Origin of the sequence: Vibrio sp. ER1A (genome assembly GCF_000733315.1) — a bacterium.
GTDB classification, from domain to species: Bacteria; Pseudomonadota; Gammaproteobacteria; order Enterobacterales; family Vibrionaceae; genus Vibrio; species Vibrio mediterranei.
The window spans coordinates 611,103-624,226 of record NZ_JPJA01000092.1 but is presented as its reverse complement, the minus strand read 5'-3'; the positions used below and the strand labels follow the sequence as shown (position 1 = coordinate 624,226).

The 13,124-nt window shown below is 44.1% G+C and carries 13 protein-coding genes and 1 pseudogene; 11 read left to right on the top strand and 3 right to left on the bottom strand.

Annotation, left to right across the window (positions count from 1 at the left end; genetic code table 11):
- The 6 genes and pseudogenes from HW45_RS29620 to gloA all read left to right on the top strand — a co-directional run.
- Positions 1-257 (top strand): annotated as a pseudogene (locus tag HW45_RS29620) (electron transport complex subunit RsxC); the annotation flags it as partial.
- Positions 257-1,303: an electron transport complex subunit RsxD gene (rsxD, locus tag HW45_RS21205; protein WP_038229508.1), complete on the top strand. Its 1,047-nt coding sequence runs from the start codon at positions 257-259 to the stop codon at positions 1,301-1,303. The pseudogene HW45_RS29620 and the gene rsxD, both read left to right, overlap by 1 nt.
- Before the next feature lie 5 nt (positions 1,304-1,308).
- The gene (gene rsxG, locus HW45_RS21200; protein ID WP_038229505.1) at positions 1,309-1,941 is read left to right on the top strand and encodes an electron transport complex subunit RsxG; all 633 of its coding nucleotides are present in this window, start codon (positions 1,309-1,311) and stop codon (positions 1,939-1,941) included.
- Positions 1,938-2,627, top strand: a complete 690-nt coding sequence (locus tag HW45_RS21195) for an electron transport complex subunit E (RefSeq protein ID WP_038229502.1) — start codon at positions 1,938-1,940, stop codon at positions 2,625-2,627. The genes rsxG and HW45_RS21195 overlap by 4 nt, the downstream gene beginning before the upstream one ends.
- Positions 2,628-2,718: 91 nt before the next feature.
- Positions 2,719-3,360: an endonuclease III gene (gene nth, locus HW45_RS21190; RefSeq protein ID WP_006072937.1), complete on the top strand. Its 642-nt coding sequence runs from the start codon at positions 2,719-2,721 to the stop codon at positions 3,358-3,360.
- Positions 3,361-3,378: 18 nt separating this feature from the next.
- Positions 3,379-3,795 carry a lactoylglutathione lyase gene (gene gloA / locus HW45_RS21185; protein ID WP_038229500.1) on the top strand — a complete coding sequence of 139 codons (417 nt, stop codon included), beginning with the start codon at positions 3,379-3,381 and terminating at the stop codon, positions 3,793-3,795.
- Positions 3,796-3,865: 70 nt separating this feature from the next.
- Here gloA and motY read toward each other — a convergent pair whose 3' ends face one another.
- Positions 3,866-4,708: a flagellar protein MotY gene (gene motY / locus HW45_RS21180; protein WP_370736765.1), complete on the bottom strand. Its 843-nt coding sequence runs from the start codon at positions 4,706-4,708 to the stop codon at positions 3,866-3,868.
- A gap of 342 nt (positions 4,709-5,050) precedes the next feature.
- Here motY and rnt point away from each other — a divergent pair, with 342 nt between their 5' ends.
- Positions 5,051-5,704: a ribonuclease T gene (gene rnt / locus HW45_RS21175; protein WP_038229689.1), complete on the top strand. Its 654-nt coding sequence runs from the start codon at positions 5,051-5,053 to the stop codon at positions 5,702-5,704.
- 25 nt (positions 5,705-5,729) lie between these two features.
- Entirely contained in the window at positions 5,730-7,055 is a 1,326-nt protein-coding gene (locus HW45_RS21170) for a Na+/H+ antiporter family protein (protein WP_038229495.1), read from the top strand.
- 91 nt (positions 7,056-7,146) lie between these two features.
- On the opposite strand, the gene HW45_RS21165 is transcribed toward HW45_RS21170, so the two are convergent.
- Positions 7,147-7,485 carry a Grx4 family monothiol glutaredoxin gene (locus HW45_RS21165; protein WP_031493434.1) on the bottom strand — a complete coding sequence of 113 codons (339 nt, stop codon included), beginning with the start codon at positions 7,483-7,485 and terminating at the stop codon, positions 7,147-7,149.
- A gap of 300 nt (positions 7,486-7,785) precedes the next feature.
- Here HW45_RS21165 and sodB point away from each other — a divergent pair, with 300 nt between their 5' ends.
- The 3 genes from sodB (at position 7,786) to HW45_RS21150 (ending at position 9,880) form a co-directional block, all read left to right on the top strand.
- Complete coding sequence (gene sodB, locus HW45_RS21160) at positions 7,786-8,370, top strand: superoxide dismutase [Fe] (protein ID WP_031493433.1); 585 nt, start codon at positions 7,786-7,788, stop codon at positions 8,368-8,370.
- 122 nt (positions 8,371-8,492) lie between these two features.
- On the top strand, positions 8,493-8,996 hold the full coding sequence (locus HW45_RS21155; RefSeq protein ID WP_038229493.1) for a VC2046/SO_2500 family protein: 504 nt from the start codon (positions 8,493-8,495) through the stop codon (positions 8,994-8,996).
- A gap of 209 nt (positions 8,997-9,205) precedes the next feature.
- Positions 9,206-9,880, top strand: a complete 675-nt coding sequence (locus HW45_RS21150) for an SDR family oxidoreductase (RefSeq protein ID WP_038229491.1) — start codon at positions 9,206-9,208, stop codon at positions 9,878-9,880.
- Between the two features lie 133 nt (positions 9,881-10,013).
- On the opposite strand, the gene adhE is transcribed toward HW45_RS21150, so the two are convergent.
- Positions 10,014-12,707: a bifunctional acetaldehyde-CoA/alcohol dehydrogenase gene (gene adhE, locus HW45_RS21145; RefSeq protein ID WP_038229489.1), complete on the bottom strand. Its 2,694-nt coding sequence runs from the start codon at positions 12,705-12,707 to the stop codon at positions 10,014-10,016.
- Positions 12,708-13,124 lie beyond the last annotated feature (417 nt).

Below are 13,124 nucleotides of genomic sequence, written 5' to 3'. Positions count from 1 at the left end.
AAGCCGCTGTCGAAACCGAGCTAGAGGCTCAAGACGCCGACGCACCTACTGAAGACGATCCGAAAAAAGCTGCCGTTGCTGCCGCTATCGCTCGTGCTAAAGCGCGTAAGCAAGCCGCTACCGGAACAGAGCCTGAGGTTCAAAGTGAGGACGAGCCTGCTGTGGATGCCCCCAAAAAAGCGGCAGTTGCAGCCGCAATTGCACGCGCAAAAGCGAGAAAAATTGAAAAAGAACAAAATAACAAGGAGAACAACTAGTGTCTTTCTTTATTGCTAGCTCTCCACATGCGCACAGTCGTAAACGCACTCCAGATCTAATGAAAGGTGTGGCGCTTTGTGCGTTGCCAGGTCTGATAGCGCAAACATACTTTTTTGGTTGGGGCACCGCTATTCAACTGTGTTTAGCGATCATAGTCGGCTTGATGCTCGAAGCGATCGTAATGCTGTTTCGTAAGCGCTCTCCAATCTCTGCTCTTCGTGACTACAGTGCGCTCGTCACGGCTTGGTTATTGGCAATTGCGATACCGCCACTCTCTCCTTGGTGGGTGTTAGTCATCGGCTTAGTATTTGCCATCATCATTGCTAAGCATTTATATGGCGGCATAGGACAAAACCCGTTCAACCCAGCGATGGTAGCCTATGTTGTTCTGCTGATTTCCTTCCCGGTTGAAATGACCAGTTGGATTACGCCTCATTCACTCTCCAGTGAACCTGTTACTTTCACCGATGCATTCTCGCTCATTTTCTCGGGTTTTGATGCTGACGGGTATTCATTACAGCAAATTCGTACTGGTATTGATGGTATTACCATGGCGACACCACTTGATGCTTTCAAAACGGGTATTAAAAATGGCAACACTATCGCGGAAGTCGTTCAACAGCCTATATTTGGCGGTCTAGCAGGTATTGGTTGGGAGTGGGTGAACCTTGCTTATTTGGCGGGTGGCCTTATCTTACTTAAGCTACGAATCATTCAGTGGCACATTCCTGTTGCGATTCTTGCCTCGTTAACCGTAATTAGTGGTCTATTCATGCTGTTTACACCAGGCGCGACGGCATCACCAATATTACACCTGTTATCTGGTGCAACCATGCTTGGGGCATTCTTTATTGCTACTGACCCAGTCTCAGCCTCAACAACAGTAAAAGGCCGATTGATATTTGGTGCATTTATCGGCGTGATGATCTTCGTGATCCGTACTTGGGGCGGCTTCCCTGACGGTGTCGCCTTCGCTGTTCTGTTAGCGAATATGTGCGTTCCGCTCATAGACTATTACACTAAACCAAGAACTTATGGACATTAATCACCATGTTGAATGCAATTAGAAAAAATGGCTTAACTTTGGCTATCTTTGCCTGTGCTTCAACAGGGGTAGTCGCTGTTACGCAGTATCTAACCAAAGATCAGATCGTTCGCCAAGAGCGAGCACAACTTCAAGCGACGCTTAATGAAGTTATCCCGCATGAACTGCATGATAATGAACTTTACGCATCTTGTACTTTGGTGAGTGATCCGGCTCTTGGAACAACACAGCCACAGCCGGTCTATATCGCGACCATTAATAATGAACCCAAAGCCATGGCTATCGAGGCAATAGCACCTGATGGCTACAATGGCGCAATTAAGATCATTGTTGGTATGGATATCGAAGGCACGATCCTAGGTACACGCGTTCTGGCTCACCAAGAAACACCTGGACTAGGCGATAAAATCGACCTAAGAATTACCGACTGGGTGCTTGGCTTTACAGGCAAGCAAGTCACAGAAGCTAATCAGTCACAGTGGGCCGTGCGAAAAGACGGTGGTCAATTCGATTCTTTCACTGGCGCTACTATTACACCACGTGCCGTCGTTAAGGCTGTGAAGAATACAGTAAACTACGTGAACACCCATCGCGATAAGATATTAAACCAACCACTAAATTGTGGAGGTGAAGAGTGAGTACTTCTAAAGAGTTGTTAAAAAATGGTCTATGGAGTAATAACCCAGCGCTAGTTCAACTGCTTGGCTTATGCCCTCTTCTTGCCGTGTCATCTACAGTGACGAACGCATTGGGCCTTGGCCTTGCGACCTTAGCGGTGCTAGTAGGCTCTAACGTGATCGTTTCTCTGATCAGAGACTACGTCCCCAAAGAAGTTCGAATCCCTGTCTTTGTAATGATCATTGCCGCGCTAGTTACCTGCGTTCAGCTATTAATGAACGCGTACGCTTATGGACTGTATCTATCCCTTGGTATTTTCATCCCTCTTATTGTGACCAACTGCATTATTATTGGACGAGCAGAAGCGTTTGCCTCAAAGAATGCGGTGCTACCAGCGGCACTTGACGGTTTGTGGATGGGGCTAGGCATGACTTCAGTACTGGTCGTTCTTGGTGCTATGCGCGAACTTATCGGCAACGGTACTCTATTTGATGGTGCTGATTTGTTATTGGGGCCTTGGGCGGCGGCGCTTCGTATCGAAGTATTCCAATTTGATAGCCAGTTCTTACTCGCCTTATTACCACCAGGCGCATTTATCGGGGTTGGCTTTCTCATAGCTCTGAAAAATGTTATTGATAAGCAAATAGAGCTTCGTCAACCGAAACAAGAAAAACAGCAGATAGAACGCGCTCGTGTAACGAACTAATCACCAACCATAACAAGCCCAAGACTTTGCTAATCTTGGGCTTTTAATCACCGGAAGAACCCACTACTTTTGGGAAGAGCTAAGTCAGCCAATGAATAATATAAAAAGAAGAGAAATCCTCGAACGACTTCGAGAAAACAACCCAAAGCCAGAGACTGAGCTCAATTGGAACTCCCCATTTGAGCTACTTATCGCTGTTTTACTCTCTGCTCAAGCAACCGATGTTAGCGTCAATAAAGCGACCGATAAGCTCTATCCCGTCGCTAATACACCTGAAGCAATGCTCGAATTGGGTGTGGATGGCGTAAAGGAATACATTAAAACTATCGGCTTGTTTAACTCTAAAGCAGAGAATGTCATCAAGACTTGCCAAATCCTAGTTGACCAACACAATAGCGAAGTCCCAGAAAACCGCGAAGCGCTAGAAGCTCTGCCAGGTGTTGGGCGTAAGACCGCTAATGTGGTACTAAACACTGCGTTTGGCTGGCCTACCATTGCTGTAGACACCCACATTTATCGTGTCTCAAATCGAACCAAATTTGCGATGGGCAAAACGGTGGATGATGTAGAACACAAGTTACTAAAAGTTGTACCAAAAGAGTTTAAACTAGACGTTCACCACTGGCTGATCCTTCACGGACGTTACACATGTGTCGCTCGAAAACCGAGATGTGGTAGCTGCATTATTGAAGATCTTTGTGAGTTTAAAGAAAAAGTCTATCCAGAGAATTAAAAACAAAGGAGCAATGTTATGTCTAACGGTCGTATCCTTCACACCATGCTACGCGTGGGTGATTTAGACAAGTCAATTTCTTTCTATACCGACGTTATTGGAATGAAGTTGCTACGTAAAAACGAAAATACTGAATACAAATACACGTTAGCGTTTTTAGGGTTTGGTGACGAGTCAGAAGGCGCAGTAATTGAGTTAACCTACAACTGGGGCGTGACTGAATACGATCTAGGCAGCGCTTACGGTCATATCGCTATTGGTGTCGATGATATCTACAGTACTTGTGATGCGATTAAAGCAGCAGGCGGTAACGTCACTCGTGAGCCAGGTCCTGTGAAAGGTGGTACCACTCAAATTGCATTTGTAAAAGACCCTGATGGCTACATGATTGAGCTTATTCAGAACAAACAAGCAAGTGCAGGTTTAGAGGGATAACCTCTACTCTTTCACCATGCCTCTAGTAAAACGCCAGCTTAGTTCGCTGGCGTTTTTTTTCCTATCAAAACTAAACTTCGGTACGCCCGAAAGAAATCACCACGCGCTGATTCTTCGCTTTACCTATTGGAGAAGAATTGTCGGCAACAGGACGACGTTTCCCATAGCCTTGAACTTGAATACGGTCTTTAGGTAGTCCCAGTGACTGGAAATAGTCTTGCAGAATCGATGCGCGTTTATCGGAAAGTTGTTGGCTCTCACCTTTGGAATCCGAAGAATCCGTATAGGTCGAGACAAGAACCAAATCGATATCTTGATTGTATCGAACATACTCGGCGATTTGCTCAAGCCTATGTTGGGAAGTCTTATTCAGCTGTTCACTATTACGGTCATAATGTAAAATCGTGAATGAAATGTCTTCGAAGCTGTAAGGTAATAGATTGGCGATACAGTCACTAAAGACATTGTATTTGGCTTGGAATAAAACCGAAGACAACGAGACCTCGATTCGCTCATCTCTACTTTGCCAATCTTGATAACTGAAAGTTGGATAGCGTCCTTTTTCTAGCTCACTCAATATACTCCAAGCAGCCTGTCCACCGACATACCCATCAAACTGCTTAAAGAACTGTAGGTTAGTAATTCTGTCGGCACTGTCACCCGGTCTCCATGGAGGCGGCAAAGACACCAAACTCACATTTCGAGTTTCGCCCATAGAGCGGCGCATTTTTAATTCAAAATCCAGATTCATCTTCTTGCTTGCACGTGCGATGAACTCCGCGTCACCGAAATTAGGAATCGGATGAACAAGTCGGCATTCTAGCGGAGAATTACTGACCATTTCCCATTGTGACTGTGTTGGTGTTGCCACATAACGTTTCTCAATTGCCGCATTGGCCGCAGTAGCAGTCATAATAGGCAACAGTGATAGTGTTAGTAAGGCTTTTAATTTCATACAGTTAAGTAACTCTTTTGCAATATACGCGACGGCACAGTTTTGCCGCTCTACGTGCTAGATGGATCTCCACATCAGTTACTGCAAAAACCTCGCCATGTTATCAGCTCAATTCACCAACGTACGTTTCCTTTGCGTCTTTGTTCAACTTGTTCCCTTTCATGGTTTGATAAATAGTCATGAATCATAGCCAAGCATGATTTTTCAAACTTTGTCTGCGAAAATTAAATGACTCGTCTGGTTTTTTATAGTTGGATAATCTGCAATAATGCTACCTTCGTCACACTAGAAAACTCTGAAATGACCGTAGAAAACGAAGCACTCACCCTAAAAAAGCGATTCCGTGGCTATTTTCCCGTCGTCGTTGACGTTGAGACCGCAGGTTTCAATGCTAAGACCGATGCGTTATTGGAGATTTGCGCAATCACTTTAACCATGGACGACCAAGGAAATTTGCAGCCAGCTTCCGTCTTGCACTTTCACATAGAGCCATTTGAAGGCGCTAACCTAGAGAAAGAAGCACTGGAATTTACAGGAATTCGCGACCCATTTAGTCCGCTTCGAGGTGCTGTGCCTGAACAGGAAGCACTTAAAGAAATCTACAAAGTCATTCGCAAAGAGCAAAAGCAACATGATTGCAGCCGAGCTATCATGGTGGCTCACAATGCTAATTTTGATCATAGTTTTGTTAGTGCAGCGAATGAGCGCGCTAAACTTAAGCGCGTTCCCTTCCACCCGTTTGCCACTTTCGATACAGCCACTTTAAGTGGTTTAGCTTATGGTCAAACGGTATTGGCAAAAGCTTGTAAAGCCGCAGGTATGGAGTTTAACAATAGAGAGGCTCACTCCGCCCTTTATGACACTCAAAAGACGGCTGAGCTATTTTGTCGAATCGTCAACAAATGGAAAGCGCTTGGTGGCTGGCCTATTGTTGATGAACAAGCCCAAGAATAAATAAACACAACTTTTAGAGATTAATATGAATCCTGTCGTTATTTCCGTTTGCATCATGCTGGTTTTGGCCTTGATGCGAGTTAACGTTGTCGTTGCGTTAACATTCAGTGCCATTGTTGGTGGCGTCGTGTCTGGTATGTCATTGACTGAAGCTGTGAGTGCCTTTGAAGGTGGCTTGGGTGGTGGTGCAACGATCGCGCTAAGCTACGCGATGCTTGGTACCTTTGCCGTGGCTATTTCAAAGTCTGGTATTACTGACCTGTTAGCTCAAAGTGTTATTAAGCGTATTCACGGCAAAGAAAGCTCTGCTTCAACTACTGGCCTAAAATATGCGGTACTTGCAGCGCTCATTCTCGTGACTATGTCTTCGCAGAATATTATTCCTGTTCACATCGCCTTTATCCCAATTTTAATTCCACCTCTATTGGGCGTTTTTGCTAAGTTAAAGCTCGACCGCCGACTGGTAGCATGTGTGTTAACTTTTGGTTTGGTGACGCCTTATATGGTTTTACCTGTTGGTTTCGGTGGCATTTTCCTAAACAACATTTTGCTAAAGAACCTTCATGACAACGGTTTGGAATCAGTGACAGCGGCACAAGTGCCAATGGCAATGCTTCTTCCTGCTGCCGGTATGATCACTGGCCTTCTATTTGCTATTTTCTTTAGTTATAGAAAACCTCGTGAGTATGCTGAAACAGAGATGACTCAAATCGATGAAGAGCCAACACATATTAATAAGAAAAACATAGCTGTAGCTATTGCTGGTATCGTCGCAGCACTTGCAGTGCAGTTAACATCGGGTTCTATGATCATTGGTGCACTTGCAGGTTTCATGGTTTTCACGTTTGGCGGTGTTATCGCTTGGAAAGAAACCCAAGATGTGTTCACTAAGGGTGTTCACATGATGGCAATGATTGGCTTCATCATGATTTCAGCTGCCGGATTTGCCGCAGTAATGAAACAAACGGGCGGCGTAGAATCTTTAGTGGCAGCGCTATCAACAAGTATTGGCGACAATAAGCCACTAGCTGCTTTGCTTATGCTTATCGTCGGTTTGCTAGTTACTATGGGTATCGGTTCTTCATTCTCAACCATCCCAATTATCGCTACTATCTATGTGCCTCTGGCACTGGCATTTGGCTTCTCACCAATGGCAACAATTGCTCTAGTTGGTACCGCCGCGGCCCTTGGTGATGCAGGCTCTCCAGCTTCTGACTCAACCCTAGGTCCAACCTCGGGATTGAATGCCGACGGCCAACACGAACACATTTGGGAAACTGTTGTTCCAACCTTTATTCACTACAACATCCCACTGATTATTTTCGGTTGGATTGCAGCCATGGTTCTGTAACAACATCAGATACGAAAAAGGCTTGGTCATTGACCAAGCCTTTTTTATTTCTGTCATCACTCAATAAAGAGAAATGATTGAAGATAACGCGTTACGCTTCTTCTTCACCAGCGTTACGTGCAGCCGCTTCTTTGATTAGTGGTTGTAGTTCACCCTTTTGGAACATTTCCATAATGATGTCACAGCCACCAATTAATTCACCTTCAACCCATAGTTGTGGGAACGTTGGCCATTGTGCGTACTTAGGCAGTTCAGCGCGAATATCTGGGTTTTGTAGAATGTCTACGTAGGCAAATTTTTCACCACAACCCATTAGTGCTTGAGCAGCTTGAGAAGAAAAGCCACAGCTAGGCAATTTAGGTGAACCCTTCATGTAAAGAAGAATTGCGTTTTCTTCAATTTGCTGTTTGATTTTATCGATAGTTTCCATTGCTTCCTCGAAATGCTTTTACTGCGGATATGGTCACATTCTAGCGAATCGCCACAGAATAAAAAGCACAATAATTATGTGGTTATACTATTGTAGCTAAGATGTGATGCAACCGACTCTAATCTTAGCTACCTGAGTTTGGTTTTTAATAAGTCATAACAATAAATTTTCTTGAGAACTCTTTTAATAAAGTAAAAACTTGCTAAAATAGCAAGCAGTCAGTCAACACCCGACTCAATAATAAATATCTTGGAAGCAATCAGGGTAAAAACCCGCTAATAATCAATGGAGAAGCGAGCAATGGCATTCGAACTACCAGCACTTCCTTACGCAAAAGATGCTCTAGAACCACATATCTCAGCAGAAACACTGGACTACCATCACGGTAAACACCACAACACTTACGTTGTTAAACTAAACGGCCTAATTCCAGGTACTGAGTTTGAAGGTAAAACACTAGAAGAGATCGTTAAGACTTCAACTGGCGGTGTTTTCAACAACGCAGCTCAGATTTGGAACCACACGTTCTACTGGCACTGCCTAGCGCCAAACGCTGGCGGCGAACCAACAGGTGCGGTTGCTGATGCAATCAACGCTGCATTCGGCTCGTTCGAAGAGTTCAAAGCTAAGTTCACTGATTCAGCAATCAACAACTTCGGTTCTTCATGGACTTGGTTAGTTAAGAAAGCTGACGGTTCTCTAGATATCGTGAACACTTCAAACGCAGCGACTCCACTAACAGAAGAAGGTGTGACTCCACTTCTAACTGTAGACTTGTGGGAACATGCTTACTACATCGATTACCGTAACCTTCGTCCAGACTACATGAACGGTTTTTGGGCTCTAGTTAACTGGGCATTCGTAGAAGAAAACCTAGCTAAATAATCGGATCGATAACTGATTACCTTAAAGGCCTGCTTTCGCAGGTCTTTTTTTATGATAACCGCCAATTATTGCTAAAGCCCCCTGTTTTCATGCCGATAAAGAAAGAATCATGAGGGGTATATATGCAAATTCATAGCTTAGACAAAGCGAATCTAATCAGTGAACTACAATGTGGTACGTCACTTTGCCGTGCCGTAGAACAAGGTAGACGCGCTGATTTTGCATTAATGCTATCTATGTTTAGTGATGACTGTCGTGAAACCAGCTTTATTGAGGATATCGATACTGCTATAACGGACGAAACAGTATTGCGCCAACGCTTCAATGTTCCTACTGCTCAGAAACTTCAGGGAGAGTTGGATGACTATCAAACCTCAGCAGCAATTGCTAATCAATTCCACCGAGGTGGTCTGGCAAGCGCAAAACTTCAGCATTACAGCACACCTGAACCTCTAAACTACCAGCCAACAGATACCATAGGTCTCAGTGAAGAAGTCTATCAAAATCTGTCAGGACATACGCGCCGACAGTTGGCTCAGGGGTCTGTTAATACTCCAAATATAGATTACTTATATAACCACCTTTCCACCGCCTACCGTAAAGATACGTTAGCCATCCAAGCTTAACCACAATTTATAAGTGGTTACTAATGTAATCTTGTCCACTTTTTCCGTACACAATGTGATATGTAGCAGAAATAACCCTTTCGTTTAGCACTTTTCTAAAAAAGTTTGAAGTTATTCACATTTGATTCACAGTTTTTCTACCAAGTTATTAATTCAGGGGAATGCCGTTTTGGCTAAATTTATCCGAAACCGACACTTTCGGGGTAACTATGATCATTAAAAATTCAGTTGTACTTATTACATCCGCAGGGACTAGCTTGGGAGCAATGATTGCGTTGCACTTTGCTAAACTTGGTGCCCGTATTGTTCTGTGCGATGTGAACCCATCTTCACTGCTGGCTACTTATCGTCGCTGCCTCGAACTCACCGAGCTTGTCGATATGGTGGAGATTGAGGACATATCGTTAGATTCTGTAGAATCTCTTTTCAATGTAATTGAGTCAAAAACTGGTCGATCTCCTGATGTTCTGGTTAACCATTGGACGTCACTCCCGCAACAATCCTTAACAGGCAGTTCATCGAACTCAAGCTTTATTCAAAAATTCTCTATGCTCGCCTCTAGCCTATTTATGTTTGGACAAGTGGCAGCGGAGCGCATGGCTATTCACCAATCCGGGGTGATCGTCAATGTGGTCGCGCAAGAGCCAGATCAGCATCATAGTGATTTGGATAACACGACGTCGATGGTGACCGGGTTTACCAAAAGTTGGGCGAAAGAACTAAAAGCACACAATGTACGTGTTGGTGGAGTGATTCCGGTGACAACGCATAACTATCACATTGCTACAAATTGGTCAGAAGTGCAGGACGAACTAACAAGAACGACGGAATACATAGTGAGCAACGATTATTTTAGTGGTCGAGTTGTGAGCACTGAAGCATAGCTATGCACAGGTCTGAGTAGCGCCATAGGCAGTTACTCTTTGAAACCCGAATAAAAAAAGCCCCTTCATTGCTGAAGGGGCTTTATCATTTTTCCCGATTTAGATTTCGTGCTAGCGAAAATCTACAACTGAATTAAGCTTTCTCTTTTTTAGCTTTAGCTGCTGGCTTAGCTTCTTGGTCTGCTTTCTTCTTGATAACAGTCGTACCTTCGAAAGTTTCACCTTCAACGAATGCTTTACCGTAGTATGCCGCTTTCAGAACTTCTTTAAGCTCAGAGATTAGAGGGTAGCGTGGGTTTGCACCAGTACATTGGTCATCGAACGCTTCAACCGCTAGCTCGTCAAGCTTCGCTAGGAAGTCAGACTCAGCTACACCTGCAGCTTGAATAGAAGCTGGGATGTCTAGGTCTTGCTTAAGCTCTTCCATCCATGCTAGCAGACGTTCAATCTTCTGAGCAGTACGGTCACCAGCTTGGCTTAGGCCTAGGTGGTCAGCTACTTCAGCGTAACGACGACGTGCTTGTGGACGGTCGTACTGAGAGAACGCAGTTTGCTTAGTTGGGTTGTCGTTAGCGTTGTAACGAACAACGTTAGAGATTAGTAGTGCGTTCGCCAGACCGTGTGGTAGGTGAAACTCAGCACCAATCTTGTGAGCCATTGAGTGACAAACACCTAGGAAAGCGTTCGCAAATGCTACACCAGCGATAGTTGCCGCGTTGTGTACTTTTTCACGAGCGATTGGGTCATTTGCACCGTTCGCATAGCTTGAAGGTAGGTACTCTTTAAGCATCTTAAGTGCTTGTAGAGCCTGACCGTCAGAGTATTCGTTCGCTAGAACTGATACGTAAGCTTCTAGAGCGTGAGTTACTGCGTCGTAACCACCGAATGCTGTTAGAGACTTAGGCATGTTCATAACAAGGTTCGCGTCAACGATAGCCATGTTAGGAGTTAGTTCGTAGTCAGCTAGTGGGTACTTAGCACCAGTCTCGTCATCTGTAACAACTGCGAATGGAGTAACTTCAGAACCAGTACCAGATGTTGTAGTGATACATACAAGCTCAGCTTTTTGACCCATTTTAGGGAACTTGTAGATACGTTTACGGATGTCCATAAAGCGCATTGCAAGCTCTTCGAAGTGAGTTTCTGGGTGCTCGTACATTACCCACATAATCTTAGCAGCATCCATCGGAGAACCACCACCTAGAGCGATGATTACGTCTGGTTGGAAGCTTTGCATTGCTTCTGCACCTTTCTTAACAACAGATAGCGTTGGATCCGCTTCTACGTCGAAGAAAGTTTGAACTTCCATGCCTTGAGCTTTAAGAAGCTTCACTACTTCATCACTGTAACCGTTGTTGAATAGGAAACGGTCAGTTACTAGGAATACGCGTTTCTTACCTTCTAGGTCGCTAAGAGCGATTGGAAGGCTACCACGACGGAAGTAGATAGACTTAGGTAGTTTGTGCCACAACATGTTTTCAGCTCGCTTCGCTACAGTTTTCTTGTTGATTAGGTGTTTAGGACCTACGTTCTCAGAGATAGAGTTACCACCCCAAGAACCACAACCTAGAGTTAGAGAAGGTGCAACGTTGAAGTTGTAAAGGTCACCGATACCACCGTGAGTAGTTGGGATGTTTACAAGGATACGTGCAGTCTTCATCTTGTCACCGAAGTAACGGATGCGGTCAGCGTTAACGTCTTGGTTTGTGTACAGACCAGATGTGTGACCGATACCGCCGATTTCAACCATAGTTACAGCTTGAGCAACTGCGTCTTCGAAATCGTCAGCGCGGAATAGACCTAGAGTTGGAGATAGTTTCTCGTGAGCAAATGCGTCATCGTAAGAAACTTTACCTAGACCTTCACCAACTAGAACTTTAGTGTCAGCTGGAACTTTAACGCCAGCCATTTCAGCGATAGCTGGAGCTGGTTGACCTACGATCTTAGCGTTAAGGTTACCGTCGATTAGAAGTACTTTACGTACTTTCTCAGCTTCAGCTTTGCTCAGAACGTATGCTTTGTGAGAAGCGAAACGCTCTTTAACTTCGTCGTATACAGAGTCAACAACGATTGCAGCCTGCTCAGAAGCACAAACTACGCCGTTATCGAACGTTTTAGACATTAGGATAGAAGCAACTGCACGTTTAACGTCAGCAGTTTCGTCGATAACTACAGGAACGTTACCTGCACCTACACCGATTGCTGGCTTACCAGAAGAGTAAGCTGCTTTAACCATGCCTGGACCACCAGTAGCAAGGATAAGAGCGATGTCGTCGTGCTTCATAAGAGCGTTAGAAAGCTCTACAGATGGTTGGTCGATCCAACCGATGATGTCTTTTGGAGCACCTGCTGCTACTGCTGCATCTAGAACCAGTTTAGCTGCGTCGTTAGTAGAGTTCTTCGCACGTGGGTGTGGTGAGAAGATGATACCGTTACGAGTCTTCAAAGAGATTAGAGATTTGAAGATTGCAGTAGAAGTAGGGTTAGTTGTTGGTACGATACCGCAGATGATGCCTACAGGCTCAGCGATAGTCATAGTGCCTAGGTTGTCGTCTTCTTCAAGAATGCCACAAGTTTTCTCGTCTTTGTATTTGTTGTAGATGAACTCAGACGCAAAGTGGTTCTTGATAACTTTATCTTCAACGATACCCATACCAGACTCTTCTACCGCTTGTTGTGCAAGAGGGATACGAGCTTGGTTAGCTGCTAAAGATGCTGCGCGGAAAATCTTGTCAACTTGCTCTTGAGAGTAAGTTGCAAATTCTGCTTGTGCCGCTTTAACGCGTGCAACCATTGCATCTAGTTCAGCCATATTTGTTACAGGCATAATGAATCTCCTAAAATAAAAAAACTAAAAACTTTTTAGTAAGTTAGCTGTTTGCCATCAATAGTTACTCTTAGGTAACTCAACTCTACTTAGTAAATTGCTTTCATGGCTGAGTATAATATTTCAGGACGTGAAAAAAATTGACTCAGATCAGTTCTGAAAAGTAATTTACCTACTTAGTAGTAACCATTAAGGGTAATGCAAGGTAAGTGTTTGTTTTATAATAATTATATTGAGTAAAATACTTAGCTCAAAATTACAGCAATCGAATGATTTTTTTAAATAAACTACAAATTTCTGTAAAAAAGTTTCATTTTTGTACAGATAAATCAAGTAAACCACCATGCACGTGCTACAGCAAGAATATCCGCAGCCACCTCTAAAACAACTGACATCACATTTTTTTATCAAAAACGG

Coding starts and splice junctions, on each gene's coding strand:
- rsxG (WP_038229505.1), top strand. CDS start 1,309: ATGTTGAATGCAATTAGAAAAAATGGCTTAACTTTGGCTATCTTTGCC.
- nth (WP_006072937.1), top strand. CDS start 2,719: ATGAATAATATAAAAAGAAGAGAAATCCTCGAACGACTTCGAGAAAAC.
- gloA (WP_038229500.1), top strand. CDS start 3,379: ATGTCTAACGGTCGTATCCTTCACACCATGCTACGCGTGGGTGATTTA.
- motY (WP_370736765.1), bottom strand. CDS start 4,708: ATGACTGCTACTGCGGCCAATGCGGCAATTGAGAAACGTTATGTGGCA.
- rnt (WP_038229689.1), top strand. CDS start 5,051: ATGACCGTAGAAAACGAAGCACTCACCCTAAAAAAGCGATTCCGTGGC.
- HW45_RS21170 (WP_038229495.1), top strand. CDS start 5,730: ATGAATCCTGTCGTTATTTCCGTTTGCATCATGCTGGTTTTGGCCTTG.
- HW45_RS21165 (WP_031493434.1), bottom strand. CDS start 7,485: ATGGAAACTATCGATAAAATCAAACAGCAAATTGAAGAAAACGCAATT.
- sodB (WP_031493433.1), top strand. CDS start 7,786: ATGGCATTCGAACTACCAGCACTTCCTTACGCAAAAGATGCTCTAGAA.
- HW45_RS21155 (WP_038229493.1), top strand. CDS start 8,493: ATGCAAATTCATAGCTTAGACAAAGCGAATCTAATCAGTGAACTACAA.
- HW45_RS21150 (WP_038229491.1), top strand. CDS start 9,206: ATGATCATTAAAAATTCAGTTGTACTTATTACATCCGCAGGGACTAGC.
- adhE (WP_038229489.1), bottom strand. CDS start 12,707: ATGCCTGTAACAAATATGGCTGAACTAGATGCAATGGTTGCACGCGTT.